21 protein-coding genes are annotated in these 26,543 nt (G+C 67.0%); 13 read left to right on the top strand and 8 right to left on the bottom strand.

Annotated features, from left to right (window positions below):
* Window positions 1–2: 2 nt before the first annotated feature.
* On the top strand, window positions 3–803 hold the full coding sequence (locus JWP60_RS16165) for a sulfite exporter TauE/SafE family protein (protein ID WP_299793468.1): 801 nt from the start codon (window positions 3–5) through the stop codon (window positions 801–803).
* On the top strand, window positions 787–1,773 hold the full coding sequence (locus JWP60_RS16160; protein ID WP_363320874.1) for a methionyl-tRNA formyltransferase: 987 nt from the start codon (window positions 787–789) through the stop codon (window positions 1,771–1,773). Before JWP60_RS16165 ends, JWP60_RS16160 begins: the two co-directional genes overlap by 17 nt.
* Here JWP60_RS16160 and JWP60_RS16155 read toward each other — a convergent pair.
* A complete protein-coding gene (locus tag JWP60_RS16155) occupies window positions 1,733–2,695 on the bottom strand; it encodes a LysR family transcriptional regulator (RefSeq protein ID WP_299793465.1) in 963 nt (320 codons plus the stop codon). The genes JWP60_RS16160 and JWP60_RS16155 overlap by 41 nt on opposite strands.
* Window positions 2,696–2,804: 109 nt before the next feature.
* Here JWP60_RS16155 and JWP60_RS16150 point away from each other — a divergent pair, with 109 nt between their 5' ends.
* Together JWP60_RS16150 and oxlT are read left to right on the top strand one after the other, a co-directional pair.
* A complete protein-coding gene (locus tag JWP60_RS16150) occupies window positions 2,805–3,011 on the top strand; it encodes a hypothetical protein (RefSeq protein ID WP_299793462.1) in 207 nt (68 codons plus the stop codon).
* Window positions 3,012–3,512: 501 nt separating this feature from the next.
* Window positions 3,513–4,814 carry an oxalate/formate MFS antiporter gene (oxlT, locus tag JWP60_RS16145; protein WP_299793459.1) on the top strand — a complete coding sequence of 434 codons (1,302 nt, stop codon included), beginning with the start codon at window positions 3,513–3,515 and terminating at the stop codon, window positions 4,812–4,814.
* A gap of 187 nt (window positions 4,815–5,001) precedes the next feature.
* Here oxlT and JWP60_RS16140 read toward each other — a convergent pair whose 3' ends face one another.
* The gene (locus JWP60_RS16140; protein WP_299793456.1) at window positions 5,002–5,610 is read right to left on the bottom strand and encodes a Crp/Fnr family transcriptional regulator; all 609 of its coding nucleotides are present in this window, start codon (window positions 5,608–5,610) and stop codon (window positions 5,002–5,004) included.
* Between the two features lie 126 nt (window positions 5,611–5,736).
* On the opposite strand from JWP60_RS16140, the gene oxc reads away from it, so the two are divergent.
* From oxc to JWP60_RS16105, 7 genes are all read left to right on the top strand, one after another.
* Entirely contained in the window at window positions 5,737–7,467 is a 1,731-nt protein-coding gene (gene oxc / locus JWP60_RS16135) for an oxalyl-CoA decarboxylase (protein ID WP_299793453.1), read from the top strand.
* Window positions 7,468–7,616: 149 nt separating this feature from the next.
* On the top strand, window positions 7,617–8,864 hold the full coding sequence (gene frc / locus JWP60_RS16130; protein WP_299793450.1) for a formyl-CoA transferase: 1,248 nt from the start codon (window positions 7,617–7,619) through the stop codon (window positions 8,862–8,864).
* A gap of 48 nt (window positions 8,865–8,912) precedes the next feature.
* Complete coding sequence (locus tag JWP60_RS16125) at window positions 8,913–11,054, top strand: acetate--CoA ligase family protein (protein WP_299793448.1); 2,142 nt, start codon at window positions 8,913–8,915, stop codon at window positions 11,052–11,054.
* A 14-nt stretch (window positions 11,055–11,068) separates the two neighbouring features.
* Entirely contained in the window at window positions 11,069–12,775 is a 1,707-nt protein-coding gene (locus JWP60_RS16120) for an NAD(P)H-dependent oxidoreductase subunit E (RefSeq protein WP_299793446.1), read from the top strand.
* A 117-nt stretch (window positions 12,776–12,892) separates the two neighbouring features.
* On the top strand, window positions 12,893–15,727 hold the full coding sequence (gene fdhF / locus JWP60_RS16115) for a formate dehydrogenase subunit alpha (protein ID WP_299793444.1): 2,835 nt from the start codon (window positions 12,893–12,895) through the stop codon (window positions 15,725–15,727).
* Between the two features lie 96 nt (window positions 15,728–15,823).
* Window positions 15,824–16,333 (top strand): hypothetical protein, encoded by a 510-nt coding sequence (locus JWP60_RS16110; RefSeq protein WP_299793442.1) that lies wholly within the window; start codon window positions 15,824–15,826, stop codon window positions 16,331–16,333.
* A 53-nt stretch (window positions 16,334–16,386) separates the two neighbouring features.
* Entirely contained in the window at window positions 16,387–16,878 is a 492-nt protein-coding gene (locus JWP60_RS16105; protein WP_299793440.1) for a GNAT family N-acetyltransferase, read from the top strand.
* A gap of 3 nt (window positions 16,879–16,881) precedes the next feature.
* Here JWP60_RS16105 and JWP60_RS16100 read toward each other — a convergent pair whose 3' ends face one another.
* From JWP60_RS16100 to JWP60_RS16075, 6 genes are all read right to left on the bottom strand, one after another.
* Window positions 16,882–17,685, bottom strand: coding sequence for an alpha/beta hydrolase (locus JWP60_RS16100; RefSeq protein ID WP_299793439.1), 804 nt, complete (start codon window positions 17,683–17,685; stop codon window positions 16,882–16,884).
* A gap of 14 nt (window positions 17,686–17,699) precedes the next feature.
* A complete protein-coding gene (locus JWP60_RS16095; protein ID WP_299793438.1) occupies window positions 17,700–18,044 on the bottom strand; it encodes a hypothetical protein in 345 nt (114 codons plus the stop codon).
* A gap of 82 nt (window positions 18,045–18,126) precedes the next feature.
* Entirely contained in the window at window positions 18,127–18,906 is a 780-nt protein-coding gene (locus JWP60_RS16090; RefSeq protein WP_299793437.1) for an enoyl-CoA hydratase/isomerase family protein, read from the bottom strand.
* Entirely contained in the window at window positions 18,903–20,114 is a 1,212-nt protein-coding gene (locus JWP60_RS16085; RefSeq protein WP_299793435.1) for a CoA transferase, read from the bottom strand. Before JWP60_RS16085 ends, JWP60_RS16090 begins: the two co-directional genes overlap by 4 nt.
* A gap of 190 nt (window positions 20,115–20,304) precedes the next feature.
* The gene (locus JWP60_RS16080) at window positions 20,305–21,279 is read right to left on the bottom strand and encodes a tripartite tricarboxylate transporter substrate binding protein (RefSeq protein WP_299793433.1); all 975 of its coding nucleotides are present in this window, start codon (window positions 21,277–21,279) and stop codon (window positions 20,305–20,307) included.
* Between the two features lie 40 nt (window positions 21,280–21,319).
* Window positions 21,320–22,549, bottom strand: coding sequence for an aminotransferase class V-fold PLP-dependent enzyme (locus JWP60_RS16075; protein WP_299793432.1), 1,230 nt, complete (start codon window positions 22,547–22,549; stop codon window positions 21,320–21,322).
* Window positions 22,550–22,666: 117 nt separating this feature from the next.
* Here JWP60_RS16075 and JWP60_RS16070 point away from each other — a divergent pair, with 117 nt between their 5' ends.
* The gene (locus JWP60_RS16070) at window positions 22,667–23,353 is read left to right on the top strand and encodes a GntR family transcriptional regulator (protein WP_299793429.1); all 687 of its coding nucleotides are present in this window, start codon (window positions 22,667–22,669) and stop codon (window positions 23,351–23,353) included.
* Entirely contained in the window at window positions 23,350–26,409 is a 3,060-nt protein-coding gene (locus JWP60_RS16065) for an FAD-binding and (Fe-S)-binding domain-containing protein (protein ID WP_299793427.1), read from the top strand. Before JWP60_RS16070 ends, JWP60_RS16065 begins: the two co-directional genes overlap by 4 nt.
* Window positions 26,410–26,543: the final 134 nt, after the last annotated feature.

Raw genomic sequence — 26,543 nt, 5'->3', positions numbered from 1 at the left:
CGATGCTGCTGCAACCCGTCCTGATCCTCGAACTGCTTCTTTCCGGAATGGCCGCCGGCATGCTCTCGGGCCTGCTGGGCATCGGTGGGGCGATGGTGCTGGTGCCGGTACTGACTTTCGTTCTTACCCACCAGGGCGTGCAGCCGGAGTACGTGGTCAAGATGGCGGTGGCCACGTCGCTGGCCACGATCGTCTTCACCTCGCTGTCCTCCGTGCGCGCGCACGCCAGGCGCGGCGCCGTGCGCTGGGACATCGTGCGCGTACTCGCGCCCGGGATCGTGCTGGGTTCGGTCGGCGGGGCGCAGCTGGCCGTGGCCCTGCCGGCCAGGATGCTGGGCATCCTTTTCGCCGTCTTCATCACCTTCTCGGGCACCCAGATGTTGCTGGATCGCCGGCCCGATCCCTCGCGCACGATCCCGGGCACCCTGGGCATGTTCGCGGTTGGCATCGTCATTGGCGTGCTGTCGGCCCTCGTCGGTGCTGGCGGCGCCTTCGTCTCGGTGCCCTTCATGACCTGGTGCAACGTCAAGATCCACGACGCCGTCGGCACTTCGGCGGCACTCGGATTCCCGATCGCACTGGCCGCCAGCGCCGGCTATGCCTGGGCGGGCCGCAACCTGCCGCAGATGCCGGCCGGCTCGCTGGGCTACGTCTACCTGCCCGGGCTGGCCGTGATCGCGCTGGCCAGCATGACGCTGGCGCCGCTGGGCGCGCGCATCGCGCACGGCATGGACATTCGCCCGCTCAAGCGCATCTTCGCGTTCGTGCTGTACTGCATCGCCGCCTATTTCCTCCTGCGCTGACACCTCCAGGGAGCCCGCCATCGCCCGCATCGCCTTCATCGGACAACAGGACTTCGGCAAGGCCGTCCTGGAAGCCTTCCTCGCCCGCGGCGACACCATCGCCGGGGTCTTCTGCGCTCCCGACAAGCCGGGGGCCAAGGCCGACGTGCTCAAGACCGACGCCCTCGCGCGCGACCTGCCGGTGTTCAGCTTCGCCAGCCTGCGCAGCGCCGAGGCGGAAGCGGCCATGCGCTCGCTCGACGCGGACATCGGCATCATGGCCTACGTGCTGCAGTTCGCGCCGCAGTCCTTCGTCAACATCCCGCGCGCGGGCACCATCCAGTTCCATCCCTCGCTGCTGCCCCGGCATCGCGGGCCGTCGTCGATCAGCTGGCCCATTGCGCTCGGCGCGCGCGAGACCGGCATCACCATCTTCCGGCCCAACGACGGTCTCGACGAAGGTCCCATCGTGCTGCAGAAGTCCTGCGCGATCGGTCGCGACGAGACGCTGGGCGAGGTCTACTTCAACAAGCTCTTTCCCCTGGGCGTGCAGGGCCTGCTGGAGGCCACCGACGCGGTGCTCGCCGGTCGCCACGAGGAGCGCGCACAGGAGGAGCGCCGCGCCACCTACGAAGGCTGGATGCACGACGCCGAGTGCGAGATCCACTGGCCCGGCCACGTCGACACCATCTACAACCTGATTCGCGCCTGCAACCCGGCGCCGGGCGCGTGGATGATGCTGGCCGGCACCAAGGTGCGCGTGTACGACTGCCGCAAGCATGTGGTCGGACGCTTTGTCTCGCGCGGCCACAAGCCCGGCGACGTGGCGGGCGTCAGCGAAGACTCGATCGTGATCTGGGCCCAGGGCGGACTGGTCGAGATCCTCAAGCTGCGCCCCGACGGTGCCGGCAAGATGGGCGCCGGCGATTTCGCACGGCAACAGGGCTGGGCTATTTCGAACGAGTGGCGGTCCTGGGTGCGGGCCGCGTAGCGGCCTTGATGCCCAGCGCCTGATCGATCAGACTGGCGCCGTCGGCCAGCAGGAAGTTCTTGAAGGCCTGCGCCACCGGCGGCAGCTGCTTGCCGCGCCGGTGCACCACGTACCAGTGCAGCATCAGCGGCAGGCCCTGCACATCGAGGATGGTCAGGCTGCCCGCGTTCAGCTCGCGGCTGATCGTGTGCGCCGAGAGGAAGCTCACGCCCATGCCCGCGATCACCGCCTGCTTGATCGTTTCGGTGCTGCGGATCTCCATCGCGATGTTCAGGCCCGCCAGGCTGGCGCCGAAGCCTTCCCGCATCGAGTTCCAGGTGTCCGAGCCCTTCTCGCGCACGACGAAGGGCTCGCGGCTGATGCGCGAGACCGGAATGCGCTTGCTGCTGGCGAGCGGATGCGTGGGCGCGGCGACCACCACGTAGGGGTGCGGCGCGAACGGCTCGCTCACCACATCGATGTCGTCGGGGGGCCGGACCATCACCGCCAGGTCGGTCACGTTCTCCTGCATCTGCGCCAGCAACTCCTCGCGGTTGCACACGCCGAAGTTGAGCGTGACACCGGCGTGTCGCTGCGCGAATTCCACCAGCAGACGCGGAAAGAAGTAGTCGCCGGCGCTGATGACGGACACGTTCAGGCGGCCGCCCGAGACGCCCTTGAACTGCGCCATCGCCTCTTCGGCTTCCTGGAATTTCTGGATGATCTCGCGGCTGCACTGCAGCATCTGCTGGCCCGCGGCAGTGAGGTGGATCTTCTTTCCCAACTGCTCGAACAGGGGCAGGCCCGCGTGCTCCTCGAGCTTGGCGACCTGCGTGGAGACCGCCGGCTGGGTGAGATGCAGTTCCTCCGCCGCGCGCGAAAAGCTGCGGTGCCGGGCCACCGCCTCGAACACTTTCAGCTGGCGCAGGGTGGCGTTCTTCATGGCGGCGGATCATAACTGCGAGCTAATGCAAACGATCAATTACTTTCACTATCATTGATCGTCCATCGCTCCTACATTGACTCCATCACGTATCCCACTGGAGACAACCATGGCGCAATCCGACACCCCGGCCTATACCTCCGACGACCAGCTCGACCTCTGCCGCGACTGGGACGCAGAGAAGTGCGGCGCCGGCCGGGAAGACCTGCGCGCCTGGCTCGAGAAGGAGCGCCCCCACCTGCTGCGTTCCTACGACGCCGAGTTCCTGCTGCGGGCCGTCGAGGTGTCGCGCGCCCGGGCGCAGGGCCCGCGCTGAGTTCCCCTCCGCTCCGCCTTCGGCGCAGCAAGACAAAAGGCCGCTTGCGCGGCCTTTTGTCTTGGGGGCTGTCAGCTCAGCGACGCGCGATCGACGCGAGCACGAGGCCCAGCGGCGTGGCGCGGAACATTTCCTTCAGCAGGGCGAACAGGGCGGGTTGGGACACTTCGCCGCGGGGCAGGCTCAGGTTGGACATGGTTTTCTCCTGGTTTAAAAAATCGGTCGCAATTTGTGCGTTGCAGCAATTGTACGGGTAAACCCGTAATTCATTGCCGCCACTTTGGTCAGCAGTCCCTGAACCCGAGCGCAAGAGTGACTCGTCCGCAGGCTCGCCGAGTGCTTAGGGGGAAACCCGATTTCATGACCGTGGTCAAGATTTCCAAGGCTCGCAGAGTTCCAGAATGGGTTGTCCGCGTTGCAGGAAAGCCCGCAAGCGCAGGATGATGTACGGCGACAGACCAGTCACAGGAGACAGATCGGATGAACAAGGCAATGGACGCAATGGCTCCAGCAGGAGCCAGCGTGGGCAGCTCCGCGAGCACCACCGAGCGAAGCAACGCGTACCGCTGGGGCCAACTGGTTCTCGGTATCGTCTGCATGGCGATGATCGCGAACCTGCAGTACGGGTGGACGCTCTTCGTCAATCCGATCGAGCAGAAGAATCACTGGGGACTGACGTCGATCCAGTTGGCCTTCTCCATCTTCGTGCTGGTCGAGACCTGGCTCGTGCCGGTCGAGGGCTGGCTGGTCGACAAGTTCGGTCCGCGCCCGGTCGTGGCTGGCGGTGCCATCCTGGCCGGCATCGCGTGGGTCATGAACTCGTATGCCACCACGCTGCCCGAGCTGTATGCCGCGGCCGTCATCGCCGGTCTCGGTGCCGGCGCCGTGTACGGCACCTGCGTCGGCAACGCGCTCAAGTGGTTCCCGGACAAGCGTGGCCTGGCCGCCGGCATCACCGCCGCCGGCTTCGGTGCCGGCTCGGCCCTGACCGTGATCCCGATCGCCAGCATGATCGCGAACTCGGGCTACGAAAAGACCTTCTTCTTCTTCGGCATCCTGCAGGGCGTGGTCATCCTGGCCTGCGCGCTGTTCCTGACCAAGCCGGTGGTGCCCAAGGGCGTCGTTGCTTCGCCGCGCGTGGTGACCAGCAAGGTCGACTACACCGTGGGCCAGATGATGAAGACGCCGACCTTCTGGCTGACCTACGTACTGTTCGTCGCCGTCGCGGCGGGCGGCCTGATGGCGACGGCCCAGCTCGGCCCGATCGCCAAGGACTACGGCTTCGCCAAGCTGCCGATCAGCATGCTGGGCTTCACGCTGCCGCTGCTCACGCTGACGCTGACCATCGACAACCTCGCCAACGGCTTCACGCGGCCGCTGTGCGGCTTCATCTCCGACCGCATCGGCCGCGAGAACACGATGCTGCTGGTGTTCTGCGGTGAGGGCCTGGCGCTGCTGGGCCTGATGAAGTTCGGCCACCAGCCGATCGCCTTCATGACCTTCGCCGCGCTCGTGTTCCTGTTCTGGGGCGAGATCTACTCGATCTTCCCCGCCCTGGTTGCCGACACCTTCGGCATCAAGTACGCAGCGGCCAACGCCGGCACGATGTACACCGCCAAGGGCACCGCCTCGCTGCTGGTGCCGCTGTCGGCCGCGCTGTCCGCCGGCGGCAACTGGGACCGCGTGTTCATCTTCTCGGCCGTGATCTCCATCGCGGCCGGCGTGCTCGCCCTGCTGGTGCTCAAGCCGATGCGCCAGAAGACGATCGACCGCGCCAACGCCGCCGGGCACCCGCTGGTCTGAGCGCGCTGCGCACCACGAGTCCGCCACACGGCCCGTCCCTCTCCCTCGCGGGAGACGGACGGGCCGAATTGTTTTCGTGAACTGCGCGATCCGATGGGTAGGGTGGGTTGCCGAAGGCAAGCCACCACGCCGGCGCCGGAACGGTGGGGTGCCTTCGGCAACCCCCCCTGCGAGGTGACCACCAGCCTCAGATCTTCCCGCGCGATTTCAACCGGCTGAGCGTTTCGGCCGAAAGGTTGAGATAGGACGCGAGCTCCTTCTTCGGCAGGCGCTCTTCCAGTTCCGGGTGCTTGCGCAGGAAACGCTTCACGCGGCCGGGCGCATCCAGCAGGTGCAGCGTGATGGTGTGCGCCATGATTTCGCTCATCACGTGCATCACGTCGTACTCGAACGCCTGCTTCATCCCCGGATGGCACTCGATGAAAGCCACCCAGTCGCGCAAGGACAGCTTGGCCACCCGGGCGCGCGTGACACACACGATGCTGTAGGGAGCGGGCGTGCCCAGCCGCCATGCGGCATAGCTGGTTTCCATCTGCCCTTCTTCGGCGAAGCGCAGGATCATCTCCTTGGCCTCGCGGTCGGAGACCACGCGCTTGAGGATGCCTTCGAGGATGAAGTACTGCTCCATCTCATGCACGCCCTGGTTCAGCAGCGCCTCGCCCTTCTGGCAATCCACCACCTGCAGCATGGGTTCGAGTTCCTCCATCTGCGCCAGCGTGATTCCCTTCAGCCCCACGTTATGTGCAAGCTGCACACGGATGACGTTGCGTTCGGGATGCTGGGCTATCGAGGACATGAGCAGGGGGATCCGGGGAATTGCGCTGACGGCAGCCGGCAATTCTTCGAAAATTGACTACGGTCAAGAGGGTTTGCCGAGAGCGGCTCCTACCATTCTCGCACTCCGCAACCAGGACCCTGACCCATGACCACCGGAACCCACGATAGCGAACAGACCGACGGCTTCCACCTCGTCATCGATGCCCTGAAGCTGAACGAGATCGACACGATCTTCGCCCTTCCCGGGATTCCGATCACCGACTTCCTGCGCATGGCGCAAGCCGATGGCCTGAAGGTCATCTCCTTCCGCCACGAGCAGCACGCCGGCAATGCCGCCGCCGCCGCCGGCTTCATCACGGGCAAGCCGGGCATCTGCTTCACGGTCTCCGCGCCTGGCTTCCTGAACGGCCTGACCGCGGTGGCCAACGCCACCACCAACTGCTTCCCCATGATCCTGATCTCCGGCTCGAGCGAGCGCGAGATCGTCGACCTGCAGCAGGGCGACTACGAGGAGATGGACCAGCTCGCCATCGCCAAGCCGCTGTGCAAGGCCGCCTTCCGCGTGCTGCACGCCGAAGACATCGGCGTGGGCATTGCGCGTGCCATTCGCGCTGCCGTCTCGGGCCGTCCGGGCGGCGTGTACCTCGACCTGCCGGCGAAGCTGTTCGCGCAGAGCATGGACAAGGAAGCGGGCCGGAAGTCGCTGATCAAGGTGGTCGATGCGGCTCCGAAGCAGATCCCCGCTCCCGATGCCGTCAAGCGCGCCGTCGACCTGCTCAAGGGCGCCAAGAAGCCCCTCGTGATCCTGGGCAAGGGCGCCGCGTACGCGCAGGCCGATGCCGAGATCAAGAACTTCATCGAGAAGAGCGGCATCCCCTACCTGCCGATGTCCATGGCCAAGGGCCTGCTGCCGGACAACCACACCCAGTCCGCCTCCGCCGCACGCTCCTACGTGCTGGCCGAAGCCGACGTGGTGATGCTGGTGGGCGCGCGCCTGAACTGGCTGCTGTCGCACGGCAAGGGCAAGACCTGGGGCGGCGCTTCGTCCAAGGACGCGGGCAAGCAGCAGTTCATCCAGGTCGACATCTCGCCGACCGAAGCGGACAGCAACGTCGCCATTGCCGCCCCGGTGATCGGTGACATCGGCTCCTGCATCTCCGCCTTCAACCAGGCGATGGGCTCCGGCTGGAACAAGCCGCCGGCCGACTGGACGGGCGCGATCGCCGAGCGCAAGGACAAGAACCTCACCAAGATGGCGGAAACGCTCGGCAAGAACCCGCCGGTGATGAACTTCCACAGCGCGCTGAACGTGATCCGCAACACGGTCAAGGAGAACCCGAAGGCCTACCTGGTGAACGAGGGCGCCAACGCGCTGGACTTCACCCGTTCGATCGTCGACATGTACGAGCCGCGCCGTCGCCTCGACGTGGGCACGTGGGGCATCATGGGCATCGGCATGGGCTTTGCCGTCGCCGCCGCCGTCGTGACCGGCGAGCAGGTGATCGCGGTGGAAGGCGACAGCGCCTTCGGCTTCAGCGGCATGGAAGTGGAAACGATCTGCCGCTACAACCTGCCGATCGCCATCGTGGTGATGAACAACAACGGCATCTACAAGGGCACCGACGTCAACCCGCGCGGCGACGCGATGGCCCCGACGCAGTTCGTCAAGAAGGCGCGCTACGACCTGATGATGCAGGCCTTCGGCGGCGTGGGCGTCACGGCCAACAACCCCGAGGAACTGAAGAAAGCTCTCGACGAGGCAGTCGCCAGCCGCCGGCCGACGCTGATCAACGCGCTGATCGACGAGAACGCGGGCACCGAGTCGGGCCGCATCACGTTGCTCAATCCGGCGGCGGCGAAGAAGAAGACGGCGTAAGGACCCCTGGATGTTCCGGATGTCATTGCGGGCCTGACCCGCAATCCATGCGGCGCGCAAACCACCGCCGCGTGGATCCCGGGGCAAGCCCGGGATGACATCCAAAGGCAGGGGCAAGAGTTTCCACATTCAAATCGATAGGAAGACAAATGGGCAAAGCACTCGACGGCGTCAAGATCCTCGATTTCACCCACGTGCAATCCGGGCCCACCTGCACCCAGCTGCTGGCGTGGTTCGGCGCCGACGTGATCAAGGTGGAGAAAGCCGGTGAAGGCGATGCGACGCGCGGCCAGCTGCGCGACATCCCCGACGTGGACAGCCTCTACTTCACGATGCTGAACCACAACAAGCGCTCCATCACCCTGGACACCAAGAATCCCAAGGGCAAGGAAGTGCTGATCGAGCTGATCAAGCAATGTGACGTGCTGGTCGAGAACTTTGCCCCCGGTGCGCTCGATCGCATGGGCTTCTCCTGGGAACGCATCCAGGAGATCAACCCGCGCATGATCATGGCCTCGGTCAAGGGTTTCGGCCCCGGCCCGTACGAGGACTGCAAGGTGTACGAGAACGTCGCCCAGTGCGCGGGCGGCGCGGCCTCCACCACCGGCTTCGACGACGGCCCGCCGCTGGTGACCGGCGCCCAGATCGGCGATTCGGGCACCGGCGTGCACCTGGCCCTGGGCATCGTCACCGCCCTGTTCCAGCGCGAGCAGACCGGCCGCGGCCAGAAGGTGCTGACCGCCATGCAGGACGCCGTGCTGAACCTGTGCCGCGTGAAGCTGCGCGACCAGCAGCGCCTGGCGCGCACGGGCGTCATGCAGGAGTACCCGCAGTACCCCGACAAGGAATTCGGCGATGCCGTGCCGCGCGCGGGCAACGCCTCGGGCGGTGGCCAGCCGGGCTGGATCCTCAAGTGCAAGGGCTGGCAAACCGACCCCAACGCCTACATCTACTTCATCACGCAGGCCCCGGTGTGGGCGAGCATCTGCAAGGTGATCGGCGAGGAGACGTGGATCACCGATCCCGGCTACGCCACGCCCAAGGCGCGCCTGCCGCACCTGAAGACCATCTTCTCGCGCATCGAGGAGTGGACCAAGACCAAGACCAAGTTCGAGGCGATGGAGATCCTGAACAAGTACGACATCCCCTGCGGCCCGATCCTGTCGATGAAGGAAATCGCCGAGGAGCCCGCGCTGCGCGCCACCGGCACCGTGGTCGAAGTGGACCACCCCAAGCGCGGCAAGTACCTGTCCGTCGGCAACCCGATCAAGATGTCCGACAGCGAGACCGAGGTGACCCGCTCTCCCCTGCTGGGCGAGCACACCGAGGAAGTGCTGGCCATGCTCGGGTATGGCAAGGACCAGATCGAAGAACTGCGCACGGCCAAGGTCATCTGACCCGCCACGTTCCGCAAAACCATCACAAGACATTTCAAGGGGCACCACATGGCCAAGTTCCAAGGCGACAAGCAAAAAGTCCGCGCGATCCTCGACGCGGTGAGAAAAGACGGTCGTGACTCGCTCACCGCCCCCGAAGGCAAGCTGATCTGCGACGCCTATGGCATCAACGTGCCCAAGGAAGGCGTCGTGGCGAGCGCCAAGGAGGCCTCCACCCTCGCCGCTTCCATGGGCTTCCCGGTGGTGATGAAGATCGTCTCGCCGGACATCCTGCACAAGACCGAAGCCGGCGGCGTGATCGTCGGCGTCAAGAGCGCCGACGAGGCCTCGAGCGCGTATGAGCAGATCATCGGCAACGCCAAGAAGTACAAGGCCGACGCCAAGATCGTCGGCGTGCAGATCCAGCAGATGATCAAGGGCGGCCTGGAAACCATCATCGGCGCGATGACCGACGACAGCTTCGGCAAGCTGGTCGCCTTCGGCATGGGCGGCGTGCTGGTCGAAGTGCTCAAGGACGTGACCTTCCGCCTGGCTCCCGCCACCGCGGAAGAAGCCGGCTCGATGCTCGATGGCATCCAGGCCGCCGAAGTGCTCAAGGGTGTGCGCGGTGCCAAGCCGGTGAACCGCGAGGCGCTGCAGGACACCATCGTGCGCGTGTCGCAACTGGTCTCCGACTTCCCGGAAATCTCCGAGCTGGATCTGAACCCGGTGTTCGCCTCGGAACACGGCGCGATCGCCGCCGACGTGCGCATCGTGCTGAACTTCAACCAGAAGCCGGCGCGCTTCCGTCCGGAAGAAAAGGACGTCGTCGCGTCCATGAACCGGATCATGAAGCCGAAGGCGGTGGCGGTGATCGGTGCATCGAACGAGGCCGGCAAGATCGGCAACTCGGTGATGAAGAACCTGATCAACGGCGGCTACAAGGGCCAGATCTACCCGATCCACCCGAAGGAAGCCGAGGTCATGGGGATCAAGGCCTTCAAGAGCGTCAAGGACGTCCCCGGCGAGATCGACACCGCGGTGTTCGCCATCCCCGCCAAGCTGGTGGCCGGCGCGCTGAAGGAATGCGGCGAGAAGAAGATCGCCGGCGCGATCCTGATCCCCTCGGGCTTCGGTGAAACGGGCAACGTCGAAGGCCAGGAAGAACTGCAGCGCATCGGCCGCGAGTACAACATCCGCCTGATGGGGCCGAACATCTACGGCTTCTACTACACGCCCGCCGACCTGTGCGCCACCTTCTGCACGGCCTACGACGTCAAGGGCTCCACCGCCCTGTCCTCGCAGTCCGGCGGCATCGGCATGGCCATCATCGGCTTCTCGCGCTCCGCCAAGATGGGCGTGTCCGCGATCGTGGGCCTGGGCAACAAGTCGGACATCGACGAAGACGACCTGCTCCTGTTCTTCGAACAGGACGACAACACCAAGGTGATCGCGCAGCACTGCGAAGACCTGAAGGACGGCCGCGCCTTCGCCGAAGTCGCCAAGCGCGTCTCGAAGAAGAAGCCGGTGATCATGCTCAAGGCCGGCCGCACCGAGATGGGCGCCGCCGCCGCCGCGTCGCACACCGGCGCCGTCGCCGGCACCGACAAGATCTATGACGACATCCTGCGCAGCGCCGGCGTGATCCGCGCCAACAGCCTGCGCCAGATGCTGGAACTGTCGCGTGGCGTGCCGATCCTGCCGACGCCCAAGGGCGAGAACGTGGTGATCATCACCGGCGCCGGCGGCTCCGGCGTGCTGCTGTCCGACTCCTGCGTCGACAACGGCCTGAAGCTGCTCAAGCCGATGCCCGACGACCTGGACGCGGCCTTCCGCAAGTTCATCCCGCCGTTCGGCGCGGCCGGCAACCCGGTGGACATCACCGGTGGCGAGCCCCCGATCACGTACGTGAACACCGTGCGCCTGGGCCTGGAGGACGACCGCATCCACGCGCTGATCCTGGGCTACTGGCACACGATCGTGACGCCGCCCATGGTCTTCGCGCGCAACATGGTCGAGGTCGTCAAGGAGATGAAGGCCAAGGGCAAGTCCAAGCCGGTGGTGGTCTCCCTCGCCGGCGACGTCGAAGTCGAAGAGGCCGCCCAGTACCTGTACGAGAACGGCATCCCCGCCTATGCCTACTCCACCGAACTGCCGGTGGAAGTGCTGGGCGCCAAGTACAAGTGGGCCCGCGCGGCCGGCCTGCTGTAAGGAGAGCAAGAAGCATGTCCGGACCACGCGTCATTCCGATCGTTGCGGCTTCCTCGCCCGCCATGCGCGAGCGCAGGCGCCAGGGTCCCCGCGGCCGCAAGCCGGGGGAACAGGCCCTGGCGGAAGTGCGGCAGTTGCTCGGGGACGCGTCGCGCCAGAGCGACCTGCTGATCGAGCACCTGCACAAGCTGCAGGACCACTTCGGCCACCTCTCCGCCGCCCATCTCGCCGCGCTTGCGCAGGAGATGCGGCTGGCGCAGTCCGAGGTGTACGAGGTGGCGTCCTTCTATCACCACTTCGACATCGTCAAGGAAGGCGAGGACGCGCCGCAGGCGCTGACCGTGCGCGTCTGCGACGGCCTCTCGTGCGAACTGGCGGGCGCGCAGCAACTGCTGGAGAAGCTGCCCGCCCTCCTGGGGCGCGAGGTACGGGTGATCCCCGCCCCTTGCATCGGCCGGTGCGAACAGGCGCCGGCAGCAGTGGTCGGGCAAAACCCGGTGCCCTGCGCCACCCCCGAGAAGGTCGCCGAGAAGGTCAGGGAAGGCGCCGTCGTCCACGAACCCGAGGGCTACACGGGCCTGTCGCAGTACCGGGCCGCCGGCGGCTACCAGCTGCTGGAACAGTGCCTCTCGGGCGAGCGCGACGTCGAATCCATCATCAAGGTCATGGAGGCTTCGGGCCTGCGTGGCCTGGGCGGCGCCGGCTTTCCGGCCGGCCGCAAGTGGCGCATCGTGCGGGCCGAAGCGGCTCCGCGCCTGATGGCCGTCAACATCGACGAGGGCGAGCCCGGCACCTTCAAGGACCGGGTCTACCTCGAACGCGATCCGCACCGTTTCCTCGAAGGCATGCTGATTGCCGCGTGGGCGGTGGGCATCGCCAAGATCTTCATCTACCTGCGCGACGAGTACCACGGCTGCCGCACGCTGCTGCAGCAGGAACTCGCGCGCCTGAAGGCCGACCGCCTGGGCACCAAGCTGCCGGAGATCGAACTGCGCCGCGGCGCCGGGGCCTACATCTGCGGCGAAGAGTCCGCGATGATCGAGTCGATCGAAGGCAAGCGCGGCATGCCGCGGCTGCGGCCGCCCTACGTGGCGCAGGTGGGCCTGTTCGGCCGGCCGACGCTGGAACACAATTTCGAGACGCTGTACTGGGTGCGCGACCTCGTCGACCATGGCCCCGAGTGGTTCGCCTCCAAGGGCGCCAACGGCCGCAAGGGCCTGCGCTCGTTCTCGGTGTCGGGCCGCGTGCGCGAGCCGGGCGTGAAGCTGGCACCGGCCGGCGTCACGATCCAGGAGTTGATCGATGAACACTGCGGCGGCATGGCCGAAGGGCACCAGTTCTACGCCTACCTGCCGGGTGGCGCCTCGGGCGGCATCCTGCCGGCCAGCATGAACCACATCCCGCTGGATTTCGACACGCTGCAGCCCTATGGGTGCTTCATCGGTTCGGCCGCCGTGATGGTGCTGTCCGAGCACGACACGGCCATGGGCGCGGCACGCAACCTGATGCGCTTCTTCCGTGACGAATCGTGCGGCCAGTGCACGCCGTGCCGGGCCGGAACCGCCAAGGCGCTCGCGCTGATCGCGCAACCGAAGTGGGACGTGCCGCTGCTGGCGGAGCTTTCCCAGGTGATGCGCGATGCCTCTATCTGCGGCCTGGGGCAGGCGGCGCCGAATCCGGTAGATTGCGTGGTCAAGTATTTCCCGCATGAACTGGGCTAGTGCCAAAACGCTGGGGTGGCCTGCGGCCAGCCCAGCCTACCAATGCGCGCGCCCTGTAGGCTGGGCTGCGCGCAGCGCACCCCAGCGATGTCCGCACCGCTTCCGGAGAACAATGCAATGAACGCCGTCACCCGCGCCGAACTGGCGCAGCTCGAAAGCCCCGTCGTCAGCTTCACGCTGAACGGCAAGCCGGTCGAGGCGCGCGCCGACGAGACCGTCCTGCAGGTCGCAGACCGCGAGGGCGTGGAGATCCCGCGGCTTTGCTACAAGCCCGGCCTGGACACCGCGGGCAACTGCCGCGCCTGCATGGTGGAGATCAAGGGCGAGCGCGTGCTCGCTCCGAGCTGCTGCCGCACGCCCACCGCCGGCATGGAAGTCACCAGCGACAGCGAACGCGCCGTCGCGGCGCAGAAGATGGTGCTGGAGCTGCTGCAGGCCGACATGCCGGAGACCGAGTACACCCGGCACAACGAGGTGGACCAGTGGTCCGCCAAGCTGAATGTCGGCAAGCCCCGCTTCGCCTCGCGCGGCCAGGTCAGCGCCGACGTCTCGCATCCCGCCATCGCCGTCAACCTCGACGCCTGCATCCAGTGCACGCGGTGTCTCCGCGCCTGCCGCGACGAACAGGTCAACGACGTGATCGGCCTGGCCTTCCGCGGCGAGCACGCCAAGATCGTGTTCGACATGGACGACGCCATGGGCGTGTCCACCTGCGTGGCCTGCGGCGAATGCGTGCAGGCCTGCCCCACGGGCGCGCTGATGCCCGCGCGGGGCGCCGCCCTGCCGGTGCCCGACAAGAAGGTCGAATCGGTGTGCCCGTACTGCGGCGTCGGCTGCCAGCTCACATACAACGTCAAGGACAACAAGATCCTCTACGTCGAGGGACGCGACGGCCCGGCCAACCACGGCCGCCTGTGCGTCAAGGGCCGCTACGGCTTCGACTACGCCAACCACCCGCAGCGCCTGACCGTGCCGCTGATCCGCCGCGCCGATGCGCCCAAGCTGCCGCACGCCACGCTCGATCCGGACCGCGTGTACGAGACCTTCCGCGAAGCGACCTGGGAAGAAGCGCTGGCGCTGGCCGCCGGCAAGCTCACGCAGATCCGCGACAGCTCCGGCCCGAATTCGCTGGTGGGCTTCGGCTCCGCCAAGGGCAGCAACGAAGAGGCCTACCTGTTCCAGAAGCTGGTGCGCACCGGCTTCCGGACCAACAACGTCGACCATTGCACCCGCCTGTGCCACGCCTCGTCGGTGTCGGCGCTGCTGGAAGGCATCGGTTCGGGCGCCGTGTCGAACCCCGTGATGGACGTGACCAAGGCCGAAGTGGTCGTGATCATCGGCTCGAATCCGACGGTCAACCACCCGGTCGCAGCGACCTGGATGAAGAACGCGGCGAAGAACGGCGCCAAGCTGATCGTGATGGATCCGCGCCAGTCGGACCTCACGCGCCTGGCCTACCGCCACGTGCAGTTCAAGCCCGATACCGACGTGGCGATGCTCAACGCGCTGATGCACGTGATCGTCCACGAAGGGCTGGTCGACCAGGCCTTCATCGAGGACCGCACCACCGGCTACGAGGAGCTGAAGAAGAACCTCGTGGGCTACAGCCCCGAGGAGATGGCGCCCATCTGCGGCGTCGACGCCGAGACCCTGCGTGACGTGGCCCGCATGTACGCCACCTCGAGCGCCTCGATGATCCTGTGGGGCATGGGCATCTCGCAGCACGTGCACGGCACCGACAACGCGCGCTGCCTGATCGCGCTGTCGCTGATGACGGGCCAGATCGGCCGTCCCGGCACCGGCCTGCATCCGCTGCGCGGCCAGAACAACGTGCAGGGTGCGTCCGATGCGGGCCTGATCCCGATGATGTATCCCGACTACCAGAAGGTCGTCGACCCGGAAGCGCGCGCCCGCTTCGAGAAGCACTGGAAGCTCGCACCCGGCACGCTGGACGATCAGCCCGGCCTGACCGTCGTCGAGGTGATGCACGCCATCGGCGAAGGCAAGGTCAAGGGCATGTACATCATGGGCGAGAACCCCGCGATGTCCGACCCCGATGCCAACCACGCCCGCGAGATGCTGGCGCAGCTCGATCACCTGGTGGTGCAGGACATCTTCCTGACCGAAACGGCCTGCCTGGCGGACGTCGTGCTGCCGGCCAGCGCGTTCGCCGAGAAGAGCGGCACCTTCACCAACACCGACCGCCTGGTGCAGCTCGGACGGCAGGCGATCGACCCGCCCGGCGACGCGCGCCAGGACCTGTGGATCATCCACGAGATCGGCCAGCGCCTGGGCCTGCCCTGGAACTACGGCCACGTTTCCGAGGTGTTCGACGAGATGCGGCACAGCATGCCCAGCATCGCCGGCATCACCTGGGACCGGCTCGAGCGCGAGGACTCGGTCACCTACCCTTGCACCAAGGAAGGCGACCCGGGCGAGTCGGTGGTGTTCGTCGAGGACTTCCCGCGCGAGAACGGCAAGGCGCGCTTCGTGCCGGCCGACATCATCCCCGCGGCCGAGCGTCCCGACGAAGAGTTCCCGATGGTGCTGATCACCGGCCGCCAACTGGAACACTGGCATACGGGCAGCATGACGCGCCGCGCCACGATCCTCGATGCCATCGAGCCCGATCCGGTGGCCCTGGTGCACCCGCTCGACCTGGAGGCGATGGGCGTGAAGCCGGGCGAGGTGCTGACCATCGAGTCGCGCCGCGGCAAGGTGACGCTGTACGGCCGCGCCGACGACACGTCGCCGCGCGGCGCCGTGTTCGTGCCCTTCTGCTACTACGAGGCGGCGATCAACCGCGTGACCAACGACAAGCTCGATCCGGTGGCCAAGATCCCCGAGCTCAAGTACTGCGCCGTCCGCGTGACCGCGGGCGGGGTGGTAGCGGAGCAGATCAGCTTCGGCGGCGGCCAGTTGCTGCGGCGGATCGAGGAGTCCCGGGCCTGAGCGCCACGGGCATGCTCCCTGCTTCGAGAAAGGCGCCGGAAACGGCGCCTTTCTCATTTCCACCATTAAATCCACTACAAGGGGGACTCATTCACCATGAACTACGCGAAAGCGCTCTGCCTGGCCGCTGTCACGCTTGCATCCGCAGCCCACGCCGACTTCACCCTTGACGTGAAGTCCCCCCAATTCCGGGTCATTGTCCCCAGCCTTCCCCAGGTGAAGATGGACCCGCACCCCGGGGCCAAGGAGCATCCCAACCTGCGCCTGATGGGCGTCGAGGGTCCGTGGCTGCTGACGCTGAACACCCCCGATTCCGACGCCGGCATGAAGCCGCAGGACTGCGCCAACGTGATCGCCAGCGCGCTGCCCACTCGCCCGGGCGTGCCGCCGCAGGACCAGATCTACAAGAACAAGCTGGACCCCAACACCTTCATCGCGGCCTACGTGGCGCCGCGCAGCCACGGCAACATGCAGCTGAACGCGCACCTGATCTCCCAGGTCGGCAAGAACTGCGTGGAGTTCCACATCGCCAAGGTCACGGACGACAAGAAGGAAGCCGAGACCTGGTTCAAGAGCTTCAAGGGCGCGAAAATCCAGGCTGAATAAGCGAGCGGGACGGACCGGCCGGCGAGAAGCAATCCGGGGCCGGAGAATAGGACATGCGCACCGAACTCGCCTTGCGCCTGGCCACTCCCGCGGACGCGCCGGAGATCGCCCTCATGTCGCGCGACACCATCGAGCAGGGCCTGCCTTGGAGCTGGCGGCCCCAGCGCGTGGCGCGCGCGATCCGCGACGCCAACACCAACGTGGTGGTCGCCGGCCCGCCCGGCGCGCTCGCCGGCTTCGGGATCATGTCGTACCTGGACACCGACGCCCACCTGCTGCTGCTGGCCGTGCATCCGCTGTGCCGGCGCGAAGGCCTGGGCAGCGCGATCCTCGAATGGCTGGAAGACGTCGCGCGCACCGCCGGCGCCAAGCGGATCCGCGTCGAGGCGCGGCGCGACAACGTGGCAGCGCGCACCTTCTACAACGAGCACGCGTATCATGAACGCGCGATTCGCGCGGCGATGTACAGCGGCCTCGCGGACGGGGTGCGAATGGAGAAGTGGCTGCGCGTGGGGGATGATGACTTACCCCCCGCGGGCGCATGACCGTCACGCTTGCATCGCCAGCTCGACGCTCCTGACCAACTCCCCGAGCACCTGCAACACGAGCTCCGGTTCGGTCAACTGCGGAAAGTGCCCGCTCTTGTGCGCGATCACCTGCTCGCCCATTGGCGAGAGCCGCGCCAGCGCCTGCTGATTGGCGCGTTTGGCCCCCAGCGCGCCCGGTGACAGCAGCGCGGCCCTGGGCGTGAGGCCGCCGGTGATCACGCGCACGGGCACCTCCGGAAAGGGACCGGCCGACGCGATCTCCCGCACGGTGTCACCGACGGTCTTCAGCTCGCGGTGCAGGTTCGGCTTGAAGAAGACCTCGGGCAGCGTCAGCACCTTGGCCAGCGCACGCGCCAGCTGGTCCTCGTGCTTGCCCAACGCCTCGTGGTCGTCGGGATGCGTCGCTTCGAGCAACAGCACGCCCGCGACCTCCTGCGGATACAGGCGTGCATACAGGTTGGCGAACAGGCCGCCCAGCGAGTGCGCGACCAGGACGTAGGGCGGCGCCAGGCCCGCATATCCCAGCAATTCCCGCAGCGAGCCGACGACGGTGGTGCCGGTCTGCCGGGCGGGCGGCGGGTCGCTGCCCTGCAGGCCGAAGCGGTTCCAGCCGAATACGGCACCGAGCTGCTCGATGCGCGGATACAGCGGCTCCCATCCCTGCAGGCTGACACCGGCCCCGCTGAACAACACGATGGTCGGCGGCCCCTGCCCCGAGAGCAGGTAGCTCAATCGGCCGCTGCGCGTCTGCAGCGCCTGGATGGGAGGAAGAACGCCGATGCGGCCGGAGGCGGACAGCTGCATGCGTCCGGGCGGGATCAGGCCCCGCCGATGCCGACGTTGATCTTGCCGGTGCCTTGGCACATCGGACAGGCCGAGGCCCCGAGCCGGCCGCTGCCGCCGCATTGGGGGCACACGTTCTCGCCGGTGCCCGGCGTGCCGACGGGAGCCTCGTCGCCCGGGCTCATGGGCCGCTGCGCGCCGGAGGGCTGGCCCGGCGCCTGGCCGGCGGGCTGGTCGGAGCGGCCTTCGTTGCCGCCGGGGGTGGCGAGATCGATAGCCGCGCCGGGGTCCTCTTCACCCGCGACCGAGGTCAGCAGGTCGAGCGGTTCGCCCGGACGCGCCGGCATGTTGGAACCCAACAGGGAATCGTTCCTGGCCATGATGCGCCTTCTCCTGAATGGCCTCCATCCTAGGCAGCGCCCGCGGGAGGCTGCGTAGGACGGTGGCTTCGGCAAGACGCGGTCAGCGGCCTTTCCAAACCGGCGGGCGCTTGGCCACGAAAGCCTCCACGCCCTCGCGGAAATCCTCGCTGCCGTAGGTGCGGCGGATCAGGTCTTCGGTTTCCGGCAGGTCGTGGCGCAGCAGCCGCGCGAGCGCCTCCTTGCTGACCTGCTGCGTCACCGGTGCCAGCGATGCGAGCCGCCCGCACAGCTTCTGCGCGACGGCCTCGATGCCTTCGGCCGCGACCACTTCGGTGACGTAGCCGCAGCTCGCCCCCTCTTCCGCGCCGATCACATCGGCCAGCAACAGCAGGCGCTGCACGCGCGGCCGCCCGAAGGCAGCCACGAGCCCCGCGACGTTGGCGATCGACAGGCAGTTGCCCAGCGTGCGCGCGATCGGGACGCCGAACTTCGCGGCAGGCGTGGCGATGCGGAAGTCGCAGGTGCTGGCGATCGCCAGGCCACCGCCTATGCACCAGCCTTGCACCACCGCCACGGTGGGCATGGGCAGGCCGGCCAGCAGCTGCATGGTGTGGTCGATCTGCAGTTCGTACTCGACGCCGCGCTGGCCGTCGAAGCCGACGAACTGCGAGATGTCGGTGCCGGCCACGAAGGCCTCGCCGCCCGCCCCCTGGAAGCGCACCGCGCGCACGGAGTGGTCGTCGCGCAGCTGCTCGCAGATGGCGCGCAGCCGCTGGTACATCGCCCAGGTCATCGCGTTGCGCGCCTCGGGCCGGTCGAAGGTGACCGAGGCGATGCCGCCAGCGACCTCGAGGTGCACGGCTCCTTCGTTGCTGCTCATGATCCGAACGCTCCTGCCGCACGCAATTGCGCGATCTGCTCGCTGCCGATGCCGGCTTCGGCCAGCACTTCCTCGGTGTGTTCCCCCAGCAGCGGCGGATGCCGGCGCACCTGCTGCGGCGTGCCGGAAAGCTTCACCGCGAAGCCGATGTTGGGCACCTTGCCTTCGACCGGGTGGTCGATCTCCATGCGCATGTTGCGCACCTTCGCATGCTCGCTGCCGAAGGCTTCCGGGTACGACAGGATGGGGCCGGCGGGAATGCCGTTGGCCAGCAGCGTCTCGACCCAGTAGTCCTTGCCCTTGACGCTGAAGCTTTGCTCGAGTTCATCCTGCAGTTCGGCGCGATGCGCGAGGCGCTGCGAGATGGTGGTGAAGCGCGGATCCGCGATCAGCTCCTCACGGCCCATCAGCTTGCAGAGTTGCACCCACAACTTCTGGTTGTTGGCGCCCATCACGAAGTAGCCGTCGGCGCAGGCCATCGCCTGGTAGGGCGCCGTCATCTTGTTGGAGGTGCCCAGGGGCTGCGGCTCCTTGCCGGTGCCCCACCAGTCGCAGGTGTCCCACACCGAGAAGGCCATCGCCGTGTCGAACAGCGCAGCGTCGATGTACTGGCCCTGGCCCGTGTTCTTGGCGCCGATGTAGGCGGCAAGCGTGGCGTAGATCGCGAACAGCGCGCAGCCGATGTCGGCCACCGGCACGCCGGCCTTCACCGGCGGCGAGTCGGGATAGCCCGTCACGCTCATCACGCCGGACATCGCCTGCGCCATCAGGTCGAAGCCGGGGCGATCGGCCCAGGGGCCGGTCTGGCCGAAGCCCGAGATGCTGGTGTAGACCAGGCGCGGGTTGATCTCCTTGATCACCTCGTAGCCGAGGCCGAGGCGCTTGAGCGCGCCGGGGCGGTAGTTCTCGACCAGGATGTCCGCCTCGGCGGCCAGCGTCTTCAGCACTTCCTTGCCGGCCTCGGACTTGAGGTCGAGCGTGACGCTGCGCTTGTTGCGGTTCATGTTGAGGAAGCCGAGCGAATCGGCGCCCTTCATCTTGAAACCCATGGAGCCGCGGGTCTGGTCCCCGGTGCCCGGCGGCTCGATCTTGATCACGTCGGCGCCGAGGTCTCCCAGCAGCATGCAGGCATACGGGCCCGCCATCACCTGGCTGATGTCCAGGACGCGCACCCCGGCCAGCGGCAGGGGTCGTGTTGTTTCATTCATCCAATGCTCTCCAATTCAACCCCCAACATCCGGACGCAGAAGACGCAAAAACGACGCAGAAGCCGCAAAAGAGCCAAAGAAAAACCTGAAGCTTTTCTTCTGCGTCTTCTGCGTCTTCTGCGAAACTTCCGCGCCTTCTGCGTCCGGTTGTTGGGTTTTCTCCCTCGGCCTCAGCCTCGGCCGCCGCGGATCAGGTATCCGCCTTCACGTTCGCGTCCTTGATCACCTTGGCCCACTTGACCTGCTCGACGCGCATGAACTGCGAGAACTTCTCGGGCGAGCCGCCGCCGTCCTCGGCGCCGGAGATTTCCAGCTTCTCCATCACGTCGGGCATCAACAGGATCTTGTTGACGTCCTCGTTGATGCGATGGGCCAGTGCCACCGGCAGCTTGGCCGGGCCCACCAGGCCGTACCAGGTCGTGGCCTCGAAGCCGGGGAAGCCGGACTCGTTCATCGTCGGCACGTTGGGGTGGCCGCTGGCGCGCTTGAGGCGCGTCTGGGCGATGGCGACGGCCTTGCCGCTCTTCACGTGCGGCGTGGCGGCCGTCATCGTGTCGAAGCTGTATTGCACCTGGCCGCCGATCAGGTCGGTCAGCATCGGGCCGGAGCCCTTGTACGGCACGTGGATCGCCTTCACGCCGGCCTGCAGCATGAACATCTCCAGGGCCAGGTGCTGGGCGGAGCCGGTGCCGGCCGAGCCGAAGCTGATCTTGCCGGGGTTGGCCTTGCACAGGGCGACCAGGTCATGCACGGTCTTGGCCGGCTGCATCTGGCCACAGATCAGCAGGTTGGGCGTCACGCCCACCAGCACGATCGGCTGGAAGTCCCTGATCGGGTCGTAGCTCACCTTCTGCAGGTTGGGCACGATCGCATGGCTGTTGATGTGCGCCATGTGCAGCACCGTGCCGTCGCCCGGCTGCCTGGCAACGTAGTCGGCGGCGATGGCGCCGGAGGCACCGGCGCGGTTTTCCACCAGCACCGTCGTCTTCCACATTTCCCCGAGTTTCTGGCCGATCACGCGGGCCAGCAGGTCGGTGCCACCACCGGGCGCGAAGCCCACGATGATGCGGACCGTTTGCGTGGGCAGGCTCTGGGCGCGGGCCATCGGCAGGGCGATGGTCGCGGCGGTGCCTGCGACGCCGGTGATGAAGGTTCTGCGTTGCATCTCTGATCTCTCTCCTGAAAAGTGGTGGGGGCGGCGGCTCTCAGGCCGCCTTCTTCATGGGCAGCTGCACAGGGTGTCCGGCGAAATAGTCCATCGCCGCGGCAACGCCCGAGCCGGCGAGCTTCACGCCCGAGAGCTTCATGCCCATCTCGCAGCCCGAGAGGGCGGCCATCAGCGTCAGGTCGTTGCAGTCGCCGAGGTGGCCGATGCGGAACATGCGGCCCTTGACCTTGCCCAGGCCCGTGCCCAGCGACAGGTCGAAGCGTTCGTAGATCAGCTTGCGCACGGCGTCGGCGTCGATGCCCTCGGGCATCATCACGCCGGTCAGCACCGGCGACTGGCTGGCGACCTCGGTGCACTGCAGCTCCAGGCCCCAGGCCTTGACGCCGGCGCGCACGCCCTCGCCCCAGCGCTGGTGGCGCGCGAACACGCCCTGCAGGCCGCCGAAGGTGGGATCGAGCAGCATGTCGATCGCCTCGGCCAGCCCGTACAGCAGGTTGGTGTTGGGCGTGTAGGGCCAGTAGCCCGACTTGTTCATCTCGATGATCTCGTCCCAGGCCCAGAAGGCCTTGGGCAGCCTCGCGCTCTTGCTGGCTTCGATCGCCTTGGGCGACAGCGCGTTGAAGCTGATGCCCGGGGGCAGCATCAGCCCCTTCTGCGAGCCGCTGACGGTGACGTCGACGCCCCACTCGTCATGCTTGTATTCGGCCGACGCCAGGCCGGAGATCGAGTCGACCAGCAGCAGCGCGGGATGCTTTGCCGCATCGATGGCGCGGCGCACGGCGAGGATGTTGCTCGTGGCACCGGTGGAGGTCTCGTTGTGCACCACGCACACCGCCTTGATGCTGTGGCCGGTATCGGCCTTCAGGCGCTCCTCGATCAGGTGCGCCTGCACGCCGCGGCGCCAGCCCTCGATGCCGGGCAGGCCGAGGAATTCGGTCTTGATGCCCATGCGGGTGGCCATCTTCTGCCACAGGCTGGCGAAGTGCCCCGTCTCGTACATCACCACCTGGTCGCCGGGACTCAGCGTGTTGGCCAGCGCCGCCTCCCAGGCGCCGGTGCCCGAGGCCGGATAGATCACGACCGGATGCTTGGTCTGGAAGATCTGCTGCATGCCCTTGAGCACGCGCAGCCCCAGCACGCCGAACTCGGGGCCGCGGTGGTCGATCGTCGGCAGGCTCATGGCCCGCAGGATGCGGTCCGGAACCGGGGACGGACCCGGGATTTGCAGGAAGTGGCGGCCGGTGGGGTGAAAGTCGAGGGTGACCATGGTGGGGGGGTTCGTTGAAAGTGTCGCCATTTTTTGCATACAAAATTCTGTTGTCAATAGCGACTCTTCTTAGTGTGGCATTTGCCCCCGGACTATTTTGCATACAAAATGACGCCCATGACGGCAGAAATCATCGCCATTCCCCGCGCCGCCCTGCACGAGCAGGCGGCGCAACGCCTGCGCCAGATGCTGGTCGAAGGCCGCATCCGCCCGGGCGCCAAGCTCAACGAGCGCGAGCTCTCCGAACTCCTGAAGGTCTCCCGCACGCCACTGCGCGAGGGCATCAAGATGCTCGCCGCCGAAGGCCTGGTCGAGCTGCTGCCGCACCGCGGCGCGGTCGCCGTGTCGCTGACCGAAGCCGACGTGATGAACACCTTCGAGGTCATGGCCGGGCTGGAAGGCCAGTCGGGCGAGCTGGCGGCGCAGCGCATTACGCCGCACGAGCTGGCCGAGATCCAGGCCATGCATTTCGAGATGCTGGCCGCCTACACGCGGCGCGACCTCTCGGCGTACTACGCCCTCAATTCGCGCATCCACAACGCGATCAGCGCCGCGGCCAAGAACCCGGTGCTGGCGCAGGTCTACAACCAGGTGAACGCGCGCCTGCAGGCGCTGCGTTTCCGCTCCAACCAGGACGGCGAAAAATGGAAGCGCGCCGTCAAGGAACACGAAAAGATGATCGAGGCCCTGGCCACCCATGACGCGGTCGCGATGCGCGACGTCCTGCTTGCCCACCTGCGCAACAAGCGCGACGTGGTGCTGGAACAGCTGCGCGAGGCGCAGCCCGCGGGAGCCGCCAAATGAACGCGCCCCTGCCCCTCGAAGTCACGCGCGACAACGCCGGCCGCGCCTACGACCGCGTGGCCAAGGCCAGCAACGAAGTCGCCGGCCGCCTCGCCCAGCGCCTGGCCAGCGAGACCCAAGGCGAAGTGCTGTTCTCGCCGGCGGACCGCGGCCGCTATGCCACCGATGCCTCGATCTACCAGGTGATGCCGGTGGGCGTGTTCCTGCCGCGCAGCAGCGAGGACGCACGCATCGCGCTGGACATCTGCCGCGACCTGAAGGTGCCCATCGTGCCGCGCGGCGGCGGCACCAGCCAGTGCGGGCAGACGGTAGGCGCGGGCCTGGTGGTCGACTTCTCCAAGCATGTGCGCAACGTGCTGGAGGTCGATGCCGACAAGCGCACCGTGACGGTGGAAGCCGGCATCGTCCTGGACCACCTGAACGCACAGCTGAAAAAGACCGGCCTCTGGTATCCCGTGGACGTGTCGACCGCAGCCCAGGCCACCCTCGGCGGCATGGCCGGCAACAACTCCTGCGGCAGCCGCAGCATCGCCTACGGCAACATGGTGCACAACGTGCTGCGGGCGGAGGCCTGGACGTCCGACGGCGCGCTGCACACCTTCGGCCGCTTCGACCAGAGCTCGGGCGCGGCGCGCGACATGGGCGAGCGCGTGCGCGAACTGGCGTGGACGCTGCGCCCCGAGATCGAGGCGCGCTGGCCCAAGGTGCTGCGCCGGGTGGGCGGCTACAACCTCGACATCTTCCACAACCAGAACGAGAAGCCGTATACCCAGGACGGCAGCGTCAACCTGGCGCACCTGTTGATCGGCAGCGAGGGCACGCTGGCCCTCACGCGCAGCCTGAAGCTGCAGCTGTCTCACTTGCCCAAGCACAAGGTGCTGGGCGTGGTGAACTTCCCCACCTTCTACCAGGCGATGGACTCGGCGCAGCACATCGTCAAGCTCGGTGGCGACGGCACGCTGACGGCGGTGGAACTGGTCGATCGCACGATGATCGAGCTGTCGCTGCAGAACCCGGCGTTCGCATCGACCGTGCGCACGGCCCTGATCGGCCAGCCCGATGCCGTGCTGCTGGTGGAATTCGCTGGTGCCGACCGCACCGCGCTGCTGCGCAAGCTCACCGAACTCGAACAGTTGATGGGCGACCTCGGCCTGCCGAAGTCGGTGGTGCTGATGCCCGACGAAGCCCCGCAGAAGGCGCTGTGGGAAGTGCGCAAGGCCGGCCTCAACATCATGATGAGCTTGAAGGGCGACGGCAAGCCGGTCTCCTTCATCGAGGACTGCGCGGTGCCGCTTGCGCACCTGGCCGAATACACCGATGCGCTGACGCAGGTGTTCCGCAAGCACGGCACCAAGGGCACCTGGTATGCGCACGCCTCGGTCGGCACGCTGCACGTGCGGCCGATTCTCGACATGCGTCGCAATGGCGCCCCCGAGATGCGCCACATCGCCGAGGAAGCATCGGAGCTGGTGCGCAAGTACAAGGGCGCCTATTCCGGCGAGCACGGCGACGGCCTGTGCCGCGGCGAGTGGATCCGCTGGCAGTTCGGCCCGGCGATCGATTCGGCCTTTGCCGAGATCAAGCGCATGTTCGACCCGATCGGGCTGCTCTCGCCCAATCGCATGGTCAATCCGCCGCGCATGGACGACACGCGGCTGATGCGCTTCCCGCCCACCTACAAGGTGATCCCGCTCACGCCCGCCCTCGACTGGAGCGCCTGGAACGTGCAGAACGATCCGGCCACCGAGAAGACCACGGCGCCCGGCACCGGCGGCGACCCGGCCCAGGGTTTCGCCAAGGCGGTGGAGATGTGCAACAACAACGGGCACTGCCGCAAGTTCGATGCGGGCACGATGTGTCCCAGCTACCGCGTCACGCGCGACGAGCAGCACCTCACGCGCGGCCGCGCCAACACGCTGCGCCTGGCGATGAGCGGCCAACTCGGTCCCGACGGCCTCGCCAGCGATGCCGTGCGCGACGCGATGGAGCTGTGCGTCAGCTGCAAGGGCTGCAAGCGCGACTGCCCCACCGGCGTCGACATGGCCCGCATGAAGATCGAATTCAAGCAGGCCGATGGCAAAAAGAACGGCTGGTCGCTCAAGGACAAGTTGATCGCGCGCCTGCCCGACTACGCCGCGACGGCGAGCCGCTTCGCGGGCCTGCTGAACCTGCGCAATCGCAGCGGCGCGCTGGCCGCGGTCGGCGAAAAGCTCCTGGGCTTTTCGGCCAGGCGCAGCCTGCCCGAATGGCAGGCACGGCATTTCTTCAACAGCGGCACGGTGGGCGCGACGCGCGCCGAGCTGCTTGCCGCGGCGAAGCCGGTGGTGCTGTTCGTCGACACCTTCAACGGCTTCTTCGAATCCGAGAACGCGCGTGCCGCCTTCGCGGTGCTGCAGGCCGCCGGCTACACCGTGCACGTCGCCAGCAAGGAAAAGCCGGACGGCAAGCATCTTTGTTGCGGCCGCACCTATCTGGCCACCGGCATGGTGGAGCAAGCCAAGGCCAAGGCCGCCGAGATGCTCGATGCACTGCATCCGCTGGCCGCGAAAGGCATTGCCATCGTGGGCCTGGAGCCCTCGTGCCTGCTCTCGCTGCGCGACGAAGTCACGGCGATGGGCTTCGGCGAGCGCGCGCAGGTGCTGGCCGGGCAGTCGCTGCTGCTCGAGGAGTTCCTGGCCCGCGAAGCCGCAGCCGGCCAGCTCGAAGCGCTGAAACAGCGCCTGAAGCCGCTGGCCGGCCCGGTACTGGTGCACGGCCACTGCCACCAGAAGGCTTTCGGTGCGGTCTCACCGGTGCTGGACGTGCTCAAGCTGATCCCGGGCGTGCAGCCGCAGCTGATCGAATCGAGCTGCTGCGGCATGGCCGGCAGCTTCGGCTACGAGGCGAAGCACCATGCGGTCTCGCTGCAGATGGCCGAACTGAGCCTGCTGCCCGCGGTGCGCTCGGCCCCCGACGCCATCGTGGTCGCCGACGGCACCAGCTGCCGCCACCAGATCCACGACGGTGCGCAGCGCAAGGCGATCCACGCTGCGGTGCTGCTGGCTCGGCAGCTCTGAGGGCCGAAAGCCGAAAAGCCAACATCCGGACGCAGAAGGCGCAGAAGTTGCGCGGAAGACGCAAAAGGGAGAGATACGCGAACAGGCCCGGGGACAAGCGAAAGAACCTTCAAAACTTTTTCGGATGTCCTTCT

The organism is Ramlibacter sp. (assembly GCF_028291745.1).
In the GTDB taxonomy this organism is placed as follows: domain Bacteria; phylum Pseudomonadota; class Gammaproteobacteria; order Burkholderiales; family Burkholderiaceae_C; genus Ramlibacter.
This window is presented reverse-complemented; position numbering and strand designations above follow the sequence as displayed.